The 20,542-nt window shown below is 51.3% G+C and carries 15 protein-coding genes; all 15 read left to right on the top strand.

Annotated features, from left to right (window positions below; all coding sequences use genetic code 11):
* Nucleotides 1-62 precede the first annotated feature (62 nt).
* Complete coding sequence (locus MKY74_RS01425) at nucleotides 63-1,475, top strand: ABC transporter substrate-binding protein (protein ID WP_084203979.1); 1,413 nt, start codon at nucleotides 63-65, stop codon at nucleotides 1,473-1,475.
* Nucleotides 1,476-1,872: 397 nt separating this feature from the next.
* On the top strand, nucleotides 1,873-3,291 hold the full coding sequence (locus tag MKY74_RS01420; protein ID WP_076172751.1) for an ABC transporter substrate-binding protein: 1,419 nt from the start codon (nucleotides 1,873-1,875) through the stop codon (nucleotides 3,289-3,291).
* Nucleotides 3,292-3,450: 159 nt separating this feature from the next.
* Nucleotides 3,451-6,381, top strand: a complete 2,931-nt coding sequence (locus MKY74_RS01415) for an extracellular solute-binding protein (protein ID WP_076172752.1) — start codon at nucleotides 3,451-3,453, stop codon at nucleotides 6,379-6,381.
* A gap of 21 nt (nucleotides 6,382-6,402) precedes the next feature.
* Entirely contained in the window at nucleotides 6,403-7,353 is a 951-nt protein-coding gene (locus MKY74_RS01410; protein WP_076172753.1) for a carbohydrate ABC transporter permease, read from the top strand.
* 20 nt (nucleotides 7,354-7,373) lie between these two features.
* Entirely contained in the window at nucleotides 7,374-8,231 is an 858-nt protein-coding gene (locus MKY74_RS01405; RefSeq protein ID WP_076172960.1) for a carbohydrate ABC transporter permease, read from the top strand.
* Nucleotides 8,232-8,240: 9 nt separating this feature from the next.
* Nucleotides 8,241-9,665 carry an NHL repeat-containing protein gene (locus tag MKY74_RS01400; RefSeq protein ID WP_076172754.1) on the top strand — a complete coding sequence of 475 codons (1,425 nt, stop codon included), beginning with the start codon at nucleotides 8,241-8,243 and terminating at the stop codon, nucleotides 9,663-9,665.
* Entirely contained in the window at nucleotides 9,662-10,309 is a 648-nt protein-coding gene (locus tag MKY74_RS01395; RefSeq protein WP_076172755.1) for a Yip1 family protein, read from the top strand. Before MKY74_RS01400 ends, MKY74_RS01395 begins: the two co-directional genes overlap by 4 nt.
* A 10-nt stretch (nucleotides 10,310-10,319) precedes the next feature.
* Entirely contained in the window at nucleotides 10,320-12,569 is a 2,250-nt protein-coding gene (locus MKY74_RS01390; RefSeq protein ID WP_076172756.1) for a DUF5696 domain-containing protein, read from the top strand.
* Entirely contained in the window at nucleotides 12,566-13,435 is an 870-nt protein-coding gene (locus tag MKY74_RS01385) for a carbohydrate ABC transporter permease (RefSeq protein WP_076172757.1), read from the top strand. The genes MKY74_RS01390 and MKY74_RS01385 overlap by 4 nt, the downstream gene beginning before the upstream one ends.
* A gap of 27 nt (nucleotides 13,436-13,462) precedes the next feature.
* Nucleotides 13,463-14,449 carry a carbohydrate ABC transporter permease gene (locus tag MKY74_RS01380; protein WP_084203981.1) on the top strand — a complete coding sequence of 329 codons (987 nt, stop codon included), beginning with the start codon at nucleotides 13,463-13,465 and terminating at the stop codon, nucleotides 14,447-14,449.
* Between the two features lie 53 nt (nucleotides 14,450-14,502).
* A complete protein-coding gene (locus MKY74_RS01375) occupies nucleotides 14,503-15,558 on the top strand; it encodes a glycoside hydrolase family 76 protein (RefSeq protein ID WP_076172758.1) in 1,056 nt (351 codons plus the stop codon).
* Nucleotides 15,559-15,750: 192 nt separating this feature from the next.
* A complete protein-coding gene (locus MKY74_RS01370; RefSeq protein ID WP_076172759.1) occupies nucleotides 15,751-16,770 on the top strand; it encodes a LacI family DNA-binding transcriptional regulator in 1,020 nt (339 codons plus the stop codon).
* A 128-nt stretch (nucleotides 16,771-16,898) separates the two neighbouring features.
* Complete coding sequence (locus MKY74_RS01365) at nucleotides 16,899-17,888, top strand: ABC transporter permease (protein ID WP_179232075.1); 990 nt, start codon at nucleotides 16,899-16,901, stop codon at nucleotides 17,886-17,888.
* A gap of 23 nt (nucleotides 17,889-17,911) precedes the next feature.
* Nucleotides 17,912-18,796: a carbohydrate ABC transporter permease gene (locus MKY74_RS01360; RefSeq protein WP_076172760.1), complete on the top strand. Its 885-nt coding sequence runs from the start codon at nucleotides 17,912-17,914 to the stop codon at nucleotides 18,794-18,796.
* A gap of 72 nt (nucleotides 18,797-18,868) precedes the next feature.
* The gene (locus tag MKY74_RS01355; protein ID WP_076172761.1) at nucleotides 18,869-20,515 is read left to right on the top strand and encodes a sugar ABC transporter substrate-binding protein; all 1,647 of its coding nucleotides are present in this window, start codon (nucleotides 18,869-18,871) and stop codon (nucleotides 20,513-20,515) included.
* The last annotated feature ends 27 nt before the right edge of the window (nucleotides 20,516-20,542 follow it).

Here is a 20,542-nt window from a genome sequence, read left to right as displayed (position 1 = left end):
ACGAGTTTCATAGGACAGCGTGCGTAGATGATTACAAGAGAAAGTTAAAAGTGGAGGTAACGATGAAAGTGTTCTTGACTCGTCGAAAGATGCCTGTTCTTTTCATACTTGTACTCCTGGCCACCGTAATCATGGTATGGAACGCTTATGTCAGCAAGGGAGCGACATTCAACGTTAATTCGGAATTATTAGGCAAAAATGCTGCGAGCAGCTCGATTAGGCATAACGGCCCTGTAACGATAAGCTTCTGGTATTCGTGGGTCGGCGGATTTCAGGACGAATTCTACGATACGGTCGTGAAGCCGTTCGAAGAGGCAAACCCGGATATCAAGGTTGAAATGACCTTCATTGAGAACTCGGACAATTCACAAGGCTCGGATAAGCTGTTGACGGCGATTGCCGGAGGGAAGGCGCCGGATGTCGCGATGATCGACCGGTTTATTGTAGGCGAATGGGCGGCGATGGGCTCCATTGAAGACATTTCGGCTTATGCGAATCGTGAAGATATGGCGAGTATTTATTACAAAAGCGTGTGGGCGGAATCCCAATACGACGGCAAAACGTACGCCCTCCCTTGGAATATGGACAGCCGCGCCATGTATTATAACAAAACGATGATGAAGCAGGCGGGTTTTAACCCCGACAATCCCCCGAGAACCATTGCCGGCCTGGATGCCATGGCAGAGAGGATGTTTAAAACGAACGGGGACGGCGCATATGATCAAGTCGGATTCGTCCCGTGGATGGGTCAGGGCTTCTTGTATACGCATGGATGGAACTTCGGCGGTGAATGGGAGCGAGGCGGGAAGCTGACGCCGAACGATCCGCGGAACGTTAAAGCGCTGGAGTGGGTGCAGGGCTACGCCGAGAAGTACGATGTAAAGAAGCTGTTGAAATTTTCGGAGATGATGAGACAAACCGGAAGAAACTCCTTTTTGTCCGGCAAAGTCGGATTTGTCTATGAAGGCAACTGGCTTCTTAATGAGATGGAAGATTTGGATTTCGAGTGGGGTGTGGCGCCGATGCCTACAATTGATGGCAGCCGGCCGGTCACATGGTCAGGGGGGTGGTCGTTCGTCATGCCCAAAGGGGCGAAAAATAAAGAGGAAGCTTGGAGGTTTATGAAGTACGTAGCGGGCAAGGAAGGCTCGCTCCTATGGGCCGGCCGCGAGGGCGGCAGGAATGATCTGATGTGCATTCCGGAAGTGAATGCCAAGCTCGGCCTGGATCAGAAGGAACCGATGAAGGTGTTTACAGAGCTGCTTGGGAATGCCTACATCAGGCCCGTCACACCTGTGGGCGGATATATGTGGGATGAAATGCTCCGTGTGCAAACGCTGGCGATGAATCTGCAGGGGGAACCGGGAGAGCTCTTGAATGAAATGAAGAAGAACGTCGATGCTGAATTGGCCAAGGTCATGGGGTACGGAAACCGCAAAATGGAGCATCCCCAAGGCCGCGATGAGCAGCCGTAAGAGTGTCTGTCATGTATGACAGGCACTCTTTTTTTCTTGCCCCGGATTGAAACGCGAAGCCGATGGCTCCCCTTCCAAGATAGTAAAGATAGTACACGAAATACAAAAGCAGTCTCATTATCCCCTCTCATAAAAGCGTTTACACTAAAAAGGAATTAACTTCATTAGTACCATTTAAAACCTATATAAGATGAACTAAAGAATAGGATGCAGGCAAGGGAGTAAAATGATTCCGAAGAAGCGAAGCGGTCACATTTGGCTTTCGGATTTCTACCTCACATGGGTTCAAACAAATCAAGAAATCCGAAAACAAGAGGGATCGTAGGGACATTTTACGTACTTGCCCCCATTCCTAGTTCAATATTTCAACTTATATATGCAAAAAGGAGGCATGTAAGTGAGGAAAAAGAAGGGCGCCACTCATTTGAGAAGAGCGATGCTCAAGTATCTGGTTACCGCATTATCGGTATGTTTCGTATTAACAGGCTGCGGGGGCTCGGGCGGGTCCAGCGGAGAGAATGGAGCCAAGGATACAAAGGGAACGGACAGTACGAATCAACAGACGGATACCGCCAAGAAAAATACCGATACGGGTAAAGGCAGCGGTGAAAAAGTAACACTTGAACTCTGGGGTTGGGGAGGCAAATTCCAGACGGACTACACGAAAATTGTCATCAGCGAATTCGAGAAAGAGCACCCGAATATCAAGGTGAAATACATCATCGATCAAGGGGGCACGGATAAGCTGACGACGCTGATTGCCGGCGGTACGCCTCCGGACGTAGCGGTGCTCGACCGCTTCATGGTAGGGCAATGGGCGGCGAAGGGATCGCTGGAGAGCCTGCAGCCGTTCGTCGATGCCGGAGACGAAGTACGCGCCGACGATTATTATCCAGGCGTCTGGGCGGAAGCGAATTACAAGAACCAGCTCTATGCGATGCCGTTCACCACAGATAACCGGGCGCTTTATTATAATAAAACGCTTATGAAGGAAGCGGGTCTCGACCCGGAGAAGCCGCCGGTTACGATTGCGGAATTGGACGCGATGGCGGAGAAAATGTTCAAGAAAACAAGCAACGGCAGCGGCTATGAGCAGGTCGGCTTTATTCCATGGGCAAACCAAACCTACTTATACACGCAAAGCTGGAACTTCGGCGGAGAATGGACCAATGGCGAGGAATTGACGCCAAACCACCCGCAAATTGTGAAAGCGCTTGAATGGATGGTCAGCTACGCCAAAAAATACGATATGTCCAAAATCAACAAGTTCAACGATGTTATGGGCAAAACCGGCATCAATTCGTTCTGGACCGGCAAAGTCGGATTCGTCGTGGACGGCAACTGGGTGCTGAACGATTTGACCAGCAATGCGAAGGTGAAGCCTACCTTCGAGTGGGGCGTCGCGCCGATGCCTTCCGCGGAAGGCTATCCTCAAACGACATGGGCAGGCGGCCATTCCTGGGTCATGCCGAAGGGAGCCAAACATCCGCAGGAAGCATGGGAGCTCCTTAAGTTTATCGGCGGCTATAAGGGCACGCTGCTCTGGGCCAAGCGGGCGGATGCAGGCAACGATATTACGACGATGCCGAAGGTGAACGAAGAAATTAAGATCACCGAGAATCCCAAGCTGAAGGTATTCGTCGATTTAATGCCTGTGGCGCATTACCGCCCAGTTACGCCCGTCGGCCAGAAGCTGTGGGATGAAACCTTCCGCGTTCAGGATTTGGCCTTGAACGGAAAGGGCGAGCCGAAAAAGCTGCTGGACGAAGTCAAGAAGAACGTCGATAACGAGCTCAAAAAACTGGAATCGAAATAATCAAGGTGGACCGGTAAGGAGGGGGCGGCTGAATCACCTGTCCCCTTTCTTCATCAGAAGGAAAAGAACCGCTTAAGGGACATCCTGATGAATTGAACGACAAAGAGGTGACAGTGCTTGAAATGGCGTTGGAATGATGCACTAAAGTGGAAGAGAGTCATGCTTATATCGATCACTTTTCTTGTCTTTTCGCTGACCTTCGGTGAGAGCTTTCATTCTTATGCCAACAACGAACGTTTACGGGACCGGAATCAGAATCAGGGCGTTCCGCTGACGAATGACCAATTAGCCGTGAACAGTATTTTGGAGCCGACTTACGCGACGACGCTGGCCGGATATAAGAAAGAGGGCTATCCGCCTGCCGATCAACCGGACATTGTGATGAAAGCCGATCAGCATTCGGCGTTTGGAGGCACGAAGCCGGTCTTGGAAACGGTAGACGGCCTTTCCGCTCTTGTGTGGGACAGCAAGACAACGTGGATCGAATGGTCGGTAGATATCCCGCAGGACGGTCTTTACAACCTGGCCCTAAGTTATTATCCGATGCCGGGAAAAAGAATGCCGATTCAGCGGGAGCTGCTTATTGACGGAGAAAGCCCGTTTCGCGAGGCGCAGCGTATCTATTTCTACCGAAGCTGGGTCGACCGGGGCGATCCGGCCCAAAACAACCAGGGAGACGACATCAGACCCAAGCAAATCGAAAAGCCGCAGTGGATGGACCTTCCGGTTTCGGACGGGAATGGTCTGTACCCGGAACCCTTCCAATTTTATATGACCGCAGGCAAGCATGTCATTCGGATGAATTATTTGCTCGAACCGATGGCCATCGACGAGATCCGGATTACGTCACCGGAGCAGCTGCCCAGTTATGCCGAAGTAGAACAGGCCTACACCGCACAAGGCTATGAACCCGCCCAGCAGATCAATGTGAAAGTGCAGGCGGAGAACAATCCGACGAAATCCGATCCGACGATCCGCAGAGAATCGAATGGCGATCCGTTAATGGAGCCGGCAGGCGATGGGCGAATCCGGCTGAACGCATTTGGCGACTGGCGCTGGAGGAAAGGCGGTCAGAAGGCATCGTGGGCGTTTTCGGTTCCGCAGGACGGGTTGTATAAGATTGGGCTGAAATTTGGACAATGGTGGGGCGATGGGCTGCCGTCCTATCGTCAAATTCTTATAGATGGGAAAGTTCCGTTCAAAGAATTGGAGCTGTACCCTTTTACCTACTCGCGCAACTGGCGGATCGAAACGCTGCATAAGGACAATGAACAAACAGGCAAAGACGACCCCCTGCTCGTGTACTTAACGAAAGGCGAGCATACGCTGACGATGACCGCCCAGGTCGGGCCGTATCAACCGATCATGGAAGCTTTGACGGCCGATACCCAGAAGCTCTCTGATCTGTACAGACGCATTATTATGATCACGGGACCGACGCCGGATCCAAACTTCGAATACGAGCTGAACAAGAAGGTGCCGAAGCTGATTGAGGACTTGAAGGTCATCGCGGACGATCTGCTCGTTCAGATGGATGCGCTCAAGGCTCTGTCGGATGTAGAGCCGAGCACGGTGAACAGTCTGCGGATGATGAACCACACGTTCGAGAAAATGATCCGTAACCCCGATTCGATTCCAAGACAATTATCAGAGCTCAGCAACAGCCAAACGAACCTCAGCACGCTGCTGATGGATCTCCAGAATGTGCCGCTTGTTCTGGATTACATCCTGATCAGCGCCCCGGATACGAAATATCCGAAGGTAAAATCCAACGTTCTGCAAAAATCGGTCAGCACGTTCAAAAACTTCATGGCTTCCTTTACGAAGGACTATACGGGCGTAGGCAGCGTCTACGACAACGAAACGGGGGAGGAAGAGGGTCCGGTTATCGAGGTTTGGGTATCCCGGGGCAAAGAGTGGGCGGAAATTATGAAGGAAATGGCGGAGGAAGACTTTACGCCCAAAACCGGCATACGCATCAACATCAATACGCTCCCGGCCGGCCAATTGAACTCGGGCTCCGTCAACACGCTGCTGCTTGCGGCAAGCTCCGGCAGAGCGCCGGATGTCGCAACAGGCGTCGATGCGCATCTGCCTGTCGAATTTGCGATCCGGGATGCTTCCGTCGATTTAACGCAGTTTCCTGATTATGAACAAGTCAGCAAACGGTTCCTTGCGGGATCGCTCATTCCTTTCAAATACAACGGGGGGAACTATGCGCTTCCGGAAACGCAGGATTTCAACTTGCTGGTCTTCCGGAAAGATATCTTGAACGAGCTGGGCGTCAGCATCCCGAAGACATGGGATGAGGTCTATGCTCTGCTTCCGATTCTGCAGCAGAACGGGATGCAGATGTACTACCCGATCACGCAGCTTGGCTTCATGCCGTTTCTTTACCAGAATGGCGGCGACTATTACAAGGAGAACGGAACAAAGTCGGCGCTGGATTCACCGGAAGCCTTCCAGGCCTTCACGGAATGGACGGAGCTGTATACCAATTACAAATTCCCGGTCATGGCCAACTTTTTCAACAGGTTCCGTACTGGGGAAATGCCGATCGGGATCGCAGATTATCTCACGTATGTACAGCTCTCTACTGCAGCGCCGGAGCTGATCGGACGCTGGGGCGTCGCTCCGTCTCCCGGCCATCAGAAGGCCGATGGATCGATTGACCGCACGACCGGTGGAGCGGTACAGTCCGTTGCGATCTTCAAGCAATCGGAGCATCAGCAGGAATCCTGGGAGTTCCTGAAATGGTGGACGAGTACAGAGGTTCAGCTGCAGTTCGGCCAAGAACTGGAGGCGCTGCTCGGCGTCGAGGCCCGCTGGAATACGGCGAATATAGACGCTTTATCGCAGCTGCCATGGCCGGAGGACGACCTCAAGGCATTGAAGGACCAATGGAAGTACTACAAAGAGCAGCCGTACGTGCTCGGCGGCTACTTCACGGGGCGGAACATCGATAACGCCTGGAACCGCGTCGTTCTTGGCGGCATGAATATCAGGGAATCGCTGGAGAAGGGCATCAAGGATATTAACAAAGAGCTTAACGCCAAGCAGAAGGAATTCGGGTTCACGCCGAAAGACTAAGGCGGCGGAAGGAGGAGCAGTATGCAAAGCAGCGTGGAGGTTAAAGGGCCGCTCCAGCTGGCACCGCAGAAGGCACGTCGATTCAAATTGACTCACGCAAGAAAGAGGGCTGCGCTCGGTTATTTGTTTCTCAGCCCGTTCCTGATTCTCTTCATCGTGTTTACCGTCATTCCCGTCGTGCAGTCGGTCTATCTCAGCTTCACCTACTACAACATGCTCCAACCGGCGAGGTGGGTAGGCTTATCCAACTACAGCGTCTTGTTTCTGGAAGACGACATCTTTCTCACATCGCTAAAAAATACGTTTATCTTCGCTGTGATCGCCGGGCCGCTAAGCTATTGCTTATCCTTTTTACTCGCGTGGGTGATCAATACGCTGAAGGCCAAAATGATCTTCTCGTTGGCCTTTTACGTCCCTTCGATTACGAGCGGAATCGCTTTATCGATCGTCTGGCTGTACATATTCTCCGGAGACCGCTACGGGTTATTGAACAATGCGCTGCTCAACTGGGGCATGATCAGCGAACCGATTCTCTGGAATACGGATCCGAATACGATCATGCCGGTCATCATCATCGTTTCTTTGTGGATGAGCATGGGTACGGGATTCCTGGTATTCCTGGCGGGGCTGCAGAATGTATCGCCAGAGCTGTATGAAGCCGGTGCCATTGACGGGATTTCCAGCCGGTTTCAGGAATTGTGGTTCATTACGCTGCCGCTGATGAAGCCGCAGCTGCTGTTCGGCGCGGTCAACGCCATTGTCGGCGCTTTCGGGGTGTTCGACATTGCCGTGGCCATCTCCGGTATGCCGAGCCCGAACTATGCGGGCCATACGATTATTGCGCATCTGTTCGACTATGCCTTCATCCGGTTCGAGCTGGGATACGCATCGGCAATCGCCGTCTTCCTGTTTGTAGTCACGTTCGGCTTAGGCCGCATCGTGATGCGGTTACTATCGTCCAAAGATCAATAAGGGGGCTAAAGGACGTGACGATGAGCTTTACGAAATTTATCGCCCGTTTCAACAGGGGTTTGTTATACGCGTTTATGATCGCATTGGTCGGATTTACGTCCTTGCCGATCGTATATATGATTTCCACGGCTTTCAAACCGCTCGATGAGCTGTTTCTTTATCCGCCGAGATTTTTTGTGCAGAAGCCGACCCTGCGCAGCTTCTTTGATCTGCTTACCGCGACGGACAGCTCTGTCGTTCCTTTCTCGCGGTACATCTTCAACAGCTTGTTCGTCTCCGTTGGGGTCGTGCTCTCCAGCTTGGTTGTGTGCTGCCTGGGAGCGTACGTGTTATCCAAGTTCAAGCCGCCGGGTGCGGGCTTCATCTTCTCCGTCATCCTGTCCGCTCTGATGTTCTCGCCGCAGGTGACCCAGATCCCGACCTATATGATCGTATCGAGCTTAGGCTTGGTCAATACGTATTGGGCGTTAATTCTGCCGAAGATCGCCGTGGCCTTCAACATCTTCCTCATGAAACAGTTCTTCGACCAAATTCCCGATGCCCTGATCGAGGCTGCGCATATCGACGGCGCATCGGATTGGAAAATCTTCTGGAGGGTGATTATGGCGGTGAGCAAGCCGGCCTGGGCAACGTTGATTATTTTCTCTTTCATCGGGAACTGGAACGATTTCTTTTCGGCGCTCGTGTTTACGACAAGTGAATCGATGAAGACGCTGCCGCTGGCGATTCAGACACTGGCAGGAGGGCCTGGCGTCGTTGCGCGGACGGGTGCGCTGGCTGCCGGCACGTTCCTGATGACGCTTCCTCCGATTCTCATCTTCCTGCTGTTTCAGAAGCTGATTATGAATACGATGGTTCATTCCGGGATCAAATCATAGGGGGCGGATATGGTGTACAAACGAATAACGGCGAGTATACTCGGCGGTCTGCTGTTTCTGATCAGCAGCTTGCCTGCCCATGCGCTCCCGCAAATGTCTTATACGCTCGATCCGATGTATGGCCATCGGATGCCGATCCCCCTGACCTATACGGTAGACACGATCATTATGGATGTTGGCCAGCCCGGCTTGAATAAACCTAACGACTTGTTTATCGACGAGAAGGGGCTCTTATACGTAGCCGACACGGATAACAACCGGATTGTGAAATTGGACGGCCAAGGGAAAGTGCTGGGCATCTTCGGGAAAGAACAAGGCGTCGAGCTCAGCAGTCCGAGCGGTATCTATGTCGATAGCCTCGGTCATATGTTCGTAGCGGACACGGGCAGCGGCAGGATCATTCATCTGTCTCCAAAAGGGGAGTTAATCGAAGAGTTCGTCAAGCCGGAATCTTCCCTGCTGAGCGAAGATTTGGATTTTTCCCCGGATAAAGTCATCATGGACCGGCGCGGTTATCTCTATGCGCTCAATAAAAATGACTACAGCGGCTTCATGATGATCGACGCGATGAACCAGTTCCGCGGCTACATCGGCGCCAACCGCGTTCCGTTCGACTGGAAGAAGCTGCTCATCCGGTTACTGGCAACACCGGAGCAGCGGGAGCAGCTGAACAATGCGGTTCCTCCGCAAAATTCAAATATCACGATCGACGGTAAAGGATTTATTTATACGCCGACGGTTCTGATCGAAGCGGACCAGCTCAAGAAGTTTAATGCCATGGGTGAAAACATCTACAAGAAGGCATTTTTCGGCGAAGCCTCGATCGAAAGCGGGGCGCTGGAAAACCCATATTTCATCGATATGGCTGTCGATCAATACGGGGTCGTGAACGCGCTCGACGCGATGTCGCGGAAGATCTATCAATACGATCAGGAAGGCAATCTGCTTGCTGTATTCGGCGGACAAGGCGATGAGAAGGGGCGCTTTGAATACCCGACGAGCATCGTCGTCGATAAGGCGGGCAAAATCTACGTGCTGGACCGGGACCGCAATAACATTCAAATTTTTCAGCCGACACGCTTCGCTGAATTGGTCCACCAAGCGAGCCAGCTGCACTTCAACGGGCGTTACCAGGAAGCGATGGTGCCCTGGAAGGAAGTGCTGAAGATCGACGAGAACTATCCGCTTGCCCATCGCGGCGTGGCGAAAGCGCTGATGAAGGAAGAGAGATGGAAGGAAGCGATGCGGGAATTTAAGCTGGGCAATGACCAGGAAGGGTATTCACTCGCTTTTGCCGAGTACCGGCATGGCTTGTTGCGTGAGTATTTGGGCTGGATTATCTTGGCCGTCGTTCTCCTCGTGGTCGCCGTCTACTTTATCGTCAAATTCATGATCCGCGTCACGAATACCGTCATAAGGAGGTATGGCTATTGATCAGAACGGCGGATATCAAACAGTCGGGTCTCCGGTCACTGCGGCTGGGCATAGCAATACTGTTCCATCCGGTGGACGGTTTTGAGGAGCTGCAGAAAAACAAGCATCTGATCTCGGCATTCGTCTTAATCCTGCTGACCATCAGCGTCAGAATTATCTCGATCTATATGACCAGCTTTCATATGACGTCGCTTCAGCCGAAGGATGCCAATTTGAATTTGGAAATCATCCGCTTCGTCGTGCCGCTGATCTCGGGCGTGATTGCCTGTTATTTAATTACGGCGATTATGGACGGCGAGGCCTACTTCAGCCAAGTGCTGACCGCAATGTCCTATGCCTTGATTCCCTATATCGTATTTACCATCCCGCTGGCTGCCGTCTCCTTGGTGATGTCAAGGGGCGAACTGGGGCTGTACAACAGCATCAATTCGATCATATGGCTGTGGGTGGCCCTGCTCATCTTCATTCAACTGAAGGTGCTGAACGATTATACCTTTAAGAAGGCGGTCGGCGTCCTCCTTTTATCCATCTTTGCCTTTATTATTTTCTGGGGAACGGTAGGGCTTGTCTTCGCCTTGACGAACCACGTTCTTCAATTTGTGCGTGAAGTGGCCGTAGAAGTCAGATACTTACTGGAAAATTGAGGGGGGTACCATGAAAACGAGACTCGCCAAACGATGGATCTACTATTTAACCGTCAGCGTCATCATTGCTGCGCTCGTGCTTCTGGCGTTACCCTCCGTGCAAAGGGCCATGGAACGGGCCAAGGAGGAAATGCGGCCGAATAAGAACCAGGTCGTTGAGAGTGAGCAGATGCCGGCTCCGGAGGAGAGCGGACAGCCGCAGAAGCCAACCCATTATGAGAAGATCGCCGAGAACGACCGGCTTGAGCTGCAGTTCCGCTCATCCGATTCCGCCATCGCGGTGATCGACAAGAGCAGCGGGTACCGGTGGGAATCGGCAGTTCCGCTGCAGGATGTCGAAACGGACGGGAATGAGCTGTGGACCGCCAGCAGTCAGTCGATTTTTCATCTGACCTACACGGATCCCCATCTGCCTGCGCTGGAAACGCAGGAGACGAACTTTGCACTTGAGCGGCCGAAGATGACGACGACCTCACTGGAAAACGGGATATCGGTCCGTTACGAGCTGCCCAGGCTGAAAATCAGCTTCGATATGAGCTTCCAATTGAAGGGGAACGCCCTCGAAGTCACCGTACCCGGCCAATCGATCCAGGAAGGGGAAGACAACTGGCTCATGTCGGTTGCTCCGCTTCCCTTCTTCGGAGCGGCATCGGATCACGATCAAGGCTATGCGGTCTATCCCGACGGGCCGGGTGCGCTGTCTTATTTTAAGACGAACCACCCGAATTATTTGAATCCTTATCGTGCGAGCGTTTACGGCGCGGATACGATTACCTTCAATTTTTTCGGACGGGAACAAAACGCGATGCTGCCGATCTTCGGCTTGAAAGTGGGCAATAACTCCTTTATGGGGATCATCACCCAGGGAGAATACGACGCGAATATCCTCTATTCGCCGAGCGGCTATCTCATTAATTTGAACCGAATATCTTCCGAGCTCGTTTACAGGCGCGAGTATGAAGCGGTTAAGAAAGACGGCAATCTGACGAAGAAGCCCGAAAAGGACCTGATCCGCGAGGATCATACCATCCGCTACATGTTCTTTAGCGGCAAAGAAGCCGATTACAGCCATATGGCGACTGCCTACAGGGAGTATTTGCTCGACGAGCAAGGCGTGATTCCGAAGGTGAAGAAAGGGGAGGCGGTTCCTTTCGGGCTTGACCTGCTTATGGGCATTAAGAAGGACCAGATTCTGATCGATCATTTTATTCAAAATACGACGTTCTCAGAGGCGCAGGATATGATGGAGGACCTCAGCCAGCGCGGCGTTCAGTCGATTTCGGCGAACCTGCTCGGATGGACGGGCGAAGGCTACATGAGTTATCCGTCGGGATATAAGCCTTCCCGTAAGCTGGGCGGCACAAGCGGGCTGGCGAAGCTGAGCGAGTATGCGAAGGCGAAGAACTACCAGCTTTTTCTGCAGGACAACTATGTCGAGGCATGGAAGGGCAACGACGGGTTCTCGTCGCGTAAAGACGTCGTTGTCGGAGCCAATCATTTTGTCGTGACCGACCGTTACAGCGAGCTCTTCTACTTGAATGCAGGCAAGCAGAATGCGCATTTCCAGAAGAAAGTGCTGAATCCGCTGCGCAAGCTGGGCATTACCGGCATTAACTTCGACGGCATCGGCAGTCAGCTCTACTACGATTATAATGACGATTACCCGCTGAAGCGCGGGGGGACAGCCAAGCAGTGGACGGAAATGATGGAGAAATCGGTCCTGCAGTTCGGCGGTGCGGCCTCGGTTGGGGGCAATGGATACAGCCTGAAGCATTCCTCCCGCCTGTTCGGTATCCCGATGGAGGACAGCGGCTTTTTCTTTACCGACGAAACGATCCCGTTCTACCAGATGGCGCTGCACGGCATTATTCCTTACTCGGGCGATCCGCAAAATTTGTTCTACGATCCACAGCTGCAGTACCTCAAAATGGTGGAATACGGCTATATGCCGTACTACCAATTAACGATGAACCACTCTGAAGATTTGAAGGACACCATCTACAGCGATTTGTTCAGCTCGGCTTACAGCAACTGGGTGGATCAAGCGGTCCAATACTATAAAGAGATGAACGACAAGCTGAGGACGGTATGGTCGCAGACGATGAAGGAGCACCGCAAGCTGCAGGATGATGTCTATGAGGTTGTATATGAGGACGGGACTCGCGTCATTGTCAATTATACGCCGGGTGAGGTGACGGTCGATCATCATGTCGTTCCGGGCAAAAACTTCATCGTGGTGCCGAAGGGGGGATCAGCATGACAGGGAAAAAGTTGAGTCTGGAACGAAAAAAGATGCTGGCAGGCTATGTTTATATCGCTCCATGGGCGATCGGGTTCGCATTGTTCATGCTGTATCCTCTGATTTACTCCCTTTGGCTGGCCTTTCATGAAGTGGTCGGCGTCGGCAATTTCGACCTGGAGCCTGTCGGTTGGGGAAATTTCAACAAAGCGTTCGTGCTGGATACGCAGTTTATTCCGTTGTTCATTTCGGTGGTGCAGGATGCCGTCATCAATACGCCGCTGATTCTGGTCTTCTCTTTGTTTATCGCGATCCTGCTGAATCATAAGATCCGCGGGCGCGCCTTCTTCCGGGCTGCATTTTTCCTGCCTGTTTTGATCGGCTCCGGCCTTGCGATGCAGCAGCTGCTCTACGCAGGGGTCGGCAAAGACACGCTGGTGAACGGCATCGGCGTTCCGGAGGAAGTATTTCTGTATATGGGCCCGACGTTCTCGCAGATCGTCTTCGATATGCTGAGCAGGCTTACCGTGATCTTCTGGAAGACTGGCGTGCAGATCCTGCTCTTTTTAGCCGGACTTCAGGGGATTTCTCTGTCGCTCTATGAGTCGGCCAGATGTGACGGTGCAACCGAATGGGAGATGTTCTGGAAAATCACGCTGCCGCTGATCTCACCGATCATCCTGCTTAATCTCGTCTATACATGCGTGGATTCCTTTACGGATATCAACAACAGGATGATGGTCTATATCAAAGATACGGCCTTTACGAAGATCGAAATGGGTTACGCGTCCGGTATGGGCTGGATCTACTTCTTGTTTATCTTCCTGCTGCTCATTATCGTATTTGCTTCAACCAGACGCTTAGTCGTATACACAGGTGAAAAATGAGAATGAGGAGCAAGGAGGTGGTGCAGCGTGAAACCGATTCCGATGTCGAAGACCAAGCAGCGTGTGGCTGTGCAGCCCGAAAGTATCTCTCACCGGGCGAAAGCGTTAAGAAATAACAGCGTCATCAGCCGGATCAGCAGCAAAAGCCGCTGGTTCGCGCTCATTTACCGCATTTTCGTGTACGTCATTCTGATTGACTTGGCCTTTGTTTTTCTCTATCCGTTTATCTATATGATCACGACCTCGCTCAAGCATCCGGTGGATCTGATCGACTTCGCGATCAAGTGGATTCCGACAAGTCTGGCGTGGGAAAACTTCTACTACGGGATGAAGGGGCTGCAGTTTTGGACGCATTTCAATAACTCGGCCCTCATTTCCGTAGTGAGTGTGATCGGCCAGGTATTATCCTGCTCTTTCGTCGCCTATGGTTTCTCCCGCATTAGGTTTCCCGGACGGGAAGTCCTGTTCGTGCTGTGCATGTTCACGATGATCATTCCGCCGCAAACGATCATCGTCCCTTTGTATATGCAGTACAAGACGATCGGCTGGCTGGACAGCGTGATGCCGCTGATCGTGCCTTCTTTTTTTGCGAATGGGCTTAGGGGCGCCCTGTTCATCTTTATCTTCCGCCAGCTGTTCCGCGGGCTTCCGTGGGAGCTGGAGGATGCGGCGAGGGTGGATGGCTGCGGAAGCTTCCGCGTATACTGGAGAATTATTCTCCCGCTTACACCGCCTGCGATCGTCGTAACGACCCTGCTGTCCTTGGTATGGCACTGGAATGACTTCTTCGAGCCGTCGATCTTCCTGACGTCGGAGGAGAAGTTCACCTTGCCGATGATGCTTCCGCGGCTCTATCAATCTCTGGATACATTGACAGGCAGCAGCTTTGAAGTGTTCAGCCTGCCTGTCGTCATGGCCGCTACATTCCTTGCGCTGATTCCGATGCTTGTCGTCTATCTCTTTCTGCAGCGGTATTTCATTCAAGGTGTGGAGCGTTCCGGGCTGGTTGAGTAAGCGGAATGAAAAGCACTCCATTCGGGTGCCGTTGAAAGGGGAGAGAGGCCGCCATGCTGTGGTCAGAACGCGCGGACGCGGCGCAGGAAGCGCTGCGCCGGCATTATTGGAACCCGGGTATCGCCATGTTTAATATTGAAACGCCGTGCCCGAACGGCGATTGCAACACGATTTTTCATTACTGGTGGATGGCGCATGCCGCCGACGTGCTGGTGGACGGACTGCTGCGCACCGGCGAGGCGGTTTACGGGGAGACGCTCGCGGAGCTGCATGACGGCATCCGGCGCCGGAACGGCGGCGTGTACCCGAATGAGCTGTACGACGATATGGAATGGATGGCGCTCGCCTGGCTGCGCGCGTACGAGGCGACCGGCGAGGAGAAGTACAAGGAAACCGTCCACATCCTGTGGGAGGACATCCAGAGCGGATGGAACGACCATATGGGAGGCGGCATCGCGTGGCATAAATCCCAGCTGGCTTACAAAAACACCCCGGCCAATGCGCCCGCCGCCATTCTCGCGGCAAGGCTGTACCGGTGCTTTGGCAGCGCGGAGGATTTGGAGTGGGCCCGCAAAATATACGATTGGCAGCAGCGCTCCCTGGTCGATCCCGCCACCGGCTTCGTCTGGGACGGCATGAACCGGACCGGGGACGGAAGCATTGATAAGGACTGGAAGTTTACCTACTGCCAGGGTGTCTTTATCGGAGCTGGCGTGGAGCTGTGGCGGGTGAGCGGGGAGCTGGGCTTCCTCGTGGATGCTCTGCGCACGGCCGAGGCCGCCAAGGCGGAGCTTGCCGCGGATGATGGCGTGCTCCCGGACGAAGGAAGCGGGGACGGCGGCCTGTTCAAAGGCATCCTGGTCCGCTACCTGGCTGAGCTGAGCCTGGCCTCGGAGGAGGCGGCCCGGTTTGCCGTCCCGATGCTCGCCGTAAATGCCGGCGTGCTGTGGGACGCCGGGCGAAGCGCCGCATGCCTGTTCGGAACGGACTGGAGCCAGGCGCCGGCAGATCCGGTATCCCTGAGCACCCAGCTGAGCGGTGTGAAGCTGCTGGAGCGCATGGCGGTGCTGGAGAAACTAGGGTTTGCCGATCATGAGAATAAACCATAAGCATGTTTAACGATATCTTAAGCAGTAGAACTTCATCGTTGGTATGGAAGGCAGGCTCAGTGGACCGCTCACGTAAAGTGGGCGGTCTTTTGGTTTGTTTTCCCGCTTATTAAAAAAAGGATTGTGTTGAAAGCGCTTGTATGGTATTTTATGTACATAAAAACGTTTTTATAGCAAAGGAAGAATGGTTATATGGGTAAGGTAACGATCAAGGATGTAGCTAAAGCAGCCGGAGTCTCCATTTCAACGGTTTCGAATGCATTGAATGACGTGGATGTATTGACCCCGGAGACCAAATCACATGTTCTGAAGGTGGCAGAACAATTAAATTATGTACCGAACCTGAACGGGAAGCTGCTGAAGTCGGGGAAGACCAAGATGCTTGGCTTTTTTACAACAAGCGTGGCAGGGCCCTACTTCTACACACTGGTTGAGTCGATGTCACATGAATGCGACCGTTTGGGTTACGGATTGAATGTGTTTATTACGAAGGATAAGCAGGTTATCATGAGCAATATTATGGGCGGCCGGGTGGATGGCGTCATCATATTCGAAGAGCTGAGGATCGACGACAAAGACATCGCCGCTATGGAGAAGGACAAGATCAATGCCGTGTTCCTGGATCGCGAGATTCAGAAAGAGACGATGGGCAGCATCATTTTCGACTCCTATGAGGCCGGTTATGAAGCGACTAAATATTTGATCAGCCTGGGGCATAAGAAGATTGCCTATATTTCCGGCGTGGATACGATGTTTGACAGCGTTCAGCGGAAAGAAGGATATCTGGCTGCTCTGCGCGAGTGTCAGTTTCCCATCGATGGAGACTATATCCTGCAAGGTTATTTTGAGGAAGAAGGCTCCTATAACGCAGTGAAATCCTTTCTTCACCTGCACCCCGACAAAGTGCCCGATGCTTTTCTTGCCGGTAACGACGTGAGTGCCATCGGTTGTATTCGGGCCCTGAAATCCCTGGGATACGAGGTTCCCCAAGATATAAGCGTCGTGGGCTTCGATGATATTGATATTGCGCAGTATTTTACACCGCCTCTATCGACCGTACGCAATCAGATTGCAAGACAAGGCATTCTGGCCGTGGATCACCTGGTTCGCATGATTCAGAAGAAAGAGCAAGGCAAGACTCAGAAATTGCCTGGGGAGCTTGTCGTTCGCGGCACCAGTCATGTGAAGATCAATCGGAATAAACCGGTTTAAGTGAAAGGGCCAATGATTATTCCGATTCTTTTTTTAAAAATGATACAAAATAGGAGGATATTTTTTGTCAAAAAATAAAAACGTTTTTATTTGAGTCTGTCATTTTGTGATCAAAGGAGGCTTACCAGGTGGGCAAAACCGTTTTAGTTCAGCCAACCGGCACAGGCCCGGTTCAACCAACCGGAAAGAAGCCGCGAGGGCAGAGAATCAAGGAGTTTTTCATTGATTTCAAGCGGCAATGGGAGCTTCAATCGATGATTCTTCCCGGTATTATCTTTATGTTTATTTTTTGCTACATACCGATTTATGGTTTATCCATTGCTTTTAAAAATTACACCGTCATTGATACGCTGGATTCCGCTCCGTGGGTTGGCCTGGACAATTTCAAAATTATTATATCGGACAAGTATTTTTGGGATTCCGTAGTCAACACGCTGGGCATCAGCTTTTTGAAATTGGCGGTGGGCTTTGTCATTCCGATCATTTTGGCCATTATGATTTACGAGGTTAGCATGGGCCGGTTCAAAAAGTTCGTACAGACCATTTCGTATCTGCCTCACTTCTTGTCATGGATCGTGCTGGGCGGAATGCTCATTACCTGGTTCTCCACCTCCGGTTTACTTAACGAAGTGCTGCTTGGCTTAGGACTGATCTCGCAGCCGCAAAATATTCTGCTCGACCCGAGCAAGTATTGGTGGATTGCGACCTTATCGGATATCTGGAAAGAAGCTGGGTGGGGGACGATTCTGTATTTGGCGGTCATGTCTAAGATTGATCCTACTTACTATGAGGCCGCAAAAATCGATGGTGCGAGTCGCCTCAGACAAATCTGGAACATCACACTGCCTAACATGAAGATGATTATCAGCTTAAATCTGATCCTGACTGTAAGCGGTTTATTGGGGTCGAATTTGGATCAAACCTTGGTGCTCATGAATTCACAGAACCGGGAAAAGGCAGAAGTCATTAACTCGTACGTGTACCGGATGGGGATGACGCAAGGGGATTTCTCTTATGCCACCGCGGTTGGTTTGGGTGTATCCATCATATCGGTCATTCTGCTCGTTACGGCTAATAAGGTGACCAGCAAATTAAATGATAATCAATCCGTTCTATAGGCCATGCAGGGGGAGGCATTACGGTGAATTCGAAAGCAGCAAAAGGGGATCTCGATAGCAAGATCTTTGATACGATCAACATCATCCTATTGGTTGTATTTACGATTATTATTGTCGTTCCGTTATGGAACGTCGTCGTTTCATCCTTCAGTTCGGGCAGGGCCCTTGCCGAGGGCGGGTTTATCTTTTGGCCTAAAGAATTATCGCTTGAGAATTATCAGGCTGTGTTCAGAGATACAGGCATATGGCAGGCTTTTTTCATCTCGGTTGCCAAAACCGTGATCGGGGTTATCACCCATGTATTCTTCTGTGCCATGGTAGGTTACGGCCTGAGCAAAAAATACGTCCGCGGCCGCAAGTTCTACGTTGCGATGGGTGTCATCACCATGTTTTTCTCGGGCGGTATGATTCCGACCTACTTATTGATTAAAAGCTTGGGCCTGCTGAACACCTTCTGGGTTTATATTATTCCGGCTCTCTTAAGCTTCTATGATGTCATCATTCTGATGAATTTCTTCCGCAATGTGCCGGATTCGCTGGAAGAGTCGGCAAAGATCGACGGCGGTGGCGACTGGAGAGTTTTTCTGAGCATATTCATTCCTCTTTCTATGCCGGCCATGGCCACAATCGCCCTATTTAACGGGGTAGGGCAATGGAATGATTTTATGACCACGAAACTGTATATCACCGACCAATCGCTATATCCCTTACAGATGATGCTGTATGAAATTATTGTGCAGTCTCAGACGCAATCGATGCAAAATATCGGTTCCGTAGCGATTCAAACCACCACGAAAGGGGTCCAACTAGCAACAATCGTCGTAACAACGCTGCCGATTGTTGTGATGTATCCGATATTGCAAAGATATTTTATCTCGGGGATGATGCTTGGGGCAGTCAAAGAATAAGTGGAAATGAAGCTGGCTGTAAAAACACAGGCTCTATCAGGAAAGCGCTTTAATTAAAAGGGAGGGTATAGGATGTTTACGAACAAAGCTTTTGGAAAGAAAGGACTCACACTGATTACTGCATTGATGAGTGTTGTATTGGTTGTGAGCGGCTGCAGCGGATCGGGCGGCAAGTCCGGCTCCAAGAAGGAGAATTGGGTTTCAATCGAAGACCGTTATACACCGGATGCCGAGACTCCGGCCTGGAAGCTGGATAAAAAAGAAGAGGTAACCAACCTGACTTGGTATGTAAATGCGGATTGGTGGAATACGGATTTCGGCAAGGACGTTGTCACCAAGAAAATCAAGGAAGATCTGAATATCAATATCAAGTTCATCACGGGTGACGATACCAAATTGAACACGTTTTTTGCCGGCGGGGAAATGCCGGATTTGATCACAACGTTTGACTCCAACTCCCCGGTGGTACAAAAAGCGGCTACATGGGCGCTGCCGTTAAATGATCTGGCTGAGAAATATGATCCCTACTTCAATAAAGTCGCTGCACAAGACACGCTCAACTGGTTCAAGCTCAAGGACGGCAAAACCTACGGATATCCGAACTATTCCAATACACAAAAGGACTATGACAGCGGCAATATTCCTGCGAAAACGGCATTTATCATCCGTAAGGATGTTTACGAAGCCTTGGGTAAGCCGGTCATGGGCACACCAGAACAATTTCAGGCTGTCCTCCAGGATATCAAGAATAAATTCCCTGACCTGATTCCATTCGGGTTCAATTCCATTGGTGAAGGAACCGGATCGCTTGGCGATACGCTTCAGGACTTCATCGGCGTGCCGCTGGAAGACAAGAATGGCGGATTCTATAACCGTAACCTCGATGAAGACTATTTAACTTGGGTAAAGACGCTTAATTCCGTATACAGAGCCGGGGCGATCAGCGATGACAGCTTTGCCGATGACGGAACAGCTTTTGAAGAGAAGGTCAAGGCCGGCAAATATGCAACCATTCTACTGGATGGAACACCGCAGCAGGGCGGCAACCTGCAAAGCTTCTACAGTAATAATAAAGGCAAAGAGTATATCGCGATTGACGGACCCCAAAGCACGGCCTTGCATTCACCGACTCTGAACCAATCCGGGATCACAGGCTGGATGATCAGCTTTATTACGAAAAATAATGTGGATCCCGCTAAATCGATTCAGCTCTTCACCTACTTGTTAAGCGAAGAAGGACAAATGCTGATGAACTATGGTATTGAAGGCGAGACCTATAAAGTGAACGCGGATGGAAAGGTCGAGTTCCTGCCTGCAGTGAAGGAGCTTCAGTTGAACAACCCGGATTCCTTTAAAAAGGATTACCGCATGGGCGAATTCATGTTCTTTGGCCATGACCGCCACAAAGCGCTCAGTGGTGACGCATTCCCGGATGCCATCAAGCAAATGCAGGAATGGGGTAAAGGGAAGCTGGTACCACACTTTATTCTGGAAAATATCAATCCTGACCAAGGCACACCCGAAGCGCGTTCTTTGGCCGCAATCAATACCAAATGGAACTCAACACTCATCAGTATGATTCGTTCGAAGGATGATGCTGCGTTCGATAGCCTCTTGAATGAATACAAAAAGTTCCTGGACAGTAACAATTGGGACAAAATCGTGGAGGTTCGCAATGAGAAGATGAAAGCGAACAAAGAAAAGCTTGGGCTGAAATAAGCTTTCACGGATAGGAAACGATATATA

This window comes from Paenibacillus sp. FSL R5-0378 (assembly GCF_038009285.1).
GTDB classification, from domain to species: Bacteria; Bacillota; Bacilli; order Paenibacillales; family Paenibacillaceae; genus Paenibacillus_AQ; species Paenibacillus_AQ favisporus.
The sequence above is the reverse complement of the archived record's forward strand: the minus strand, read 5'-3'. Positions and strand labels throughout refer to the sequence as shown.

Excerpts from the sequence above, each read along its gene's own strand:
- MKY74_RS01425 (WP_084203979.1), top strand. The coding sequence starts at position 63 with ATGAAAGTGTTCTTGACTCGTCGAAAGATGCCTGTTCTTTTCATACTT.
- MKY74_RS01415 (WP_076172752.1), top strand. The coding sequence starts at position 3,451 with ATGCTTATATCGATCACTTTTCTTGTCTTTTCGCTGACCTTCGGTGAG.
- MKY74_RS01410 (WP_076172753.1), top strand. The coding sequence starts at position 6,403 with ATGCAAAGCAGCGTGGAGGTTAAAGGGCCGCTCCAGCTGGCACCGCAG.
- MKY74_RS01405 (WP_076172960.1), top strand. The coding sequence starts at position 7,374 with ATGAGCTTTACGAAATTTATCGCCCGTTTCAACAGGGGTTTGTTATAC.
- MKY74_RS01400 (WP_076172754.1), top strand. The coding sequence starts at position 8,241 with ATGGTGTACAAACGAATAACGGCGAGTATACTCGGCGGTCTGCTGTTT.
- MKY74_RS01390 (WP_076172756.1), top strand. The coding sequence starts at position 10,320 with ATGAAAACGAGACTCGCCAAACGATGGATCTACTATTTAACCGTCAGC.
- MKY74_RS01385 (WP_076172757.1), top strand. The coding sequence starts at position 12,566 with ATGACAGGGAAAAAGTTGAGTCTGGAACGAAAAAAGATGCTGGCAGGC.
- MKY74_RS01375 (WP_076172758.1), top strand. The coding sequence starts at position 14,503 with ATGCTGTGGTCAGAACGCGCGGACGCGGCGCAGGAAGCGCTGCGCCGG.
- MKY74_RS01370 (WP_076172759.1), top strand. The coding sequence starts at position 15,751 with ATGGGTAAGGTAACGATCAAGGATGTAGCTAAAGCAGCCGGAGTCTCC.
- MKY74_RS01355 (WP_076172761.1), top strand. The coding sequence starts at position 18,869 with ATGTTTACGAACAAAGCTTTTGGAAAGAAAGGACTCACACTGATTACT.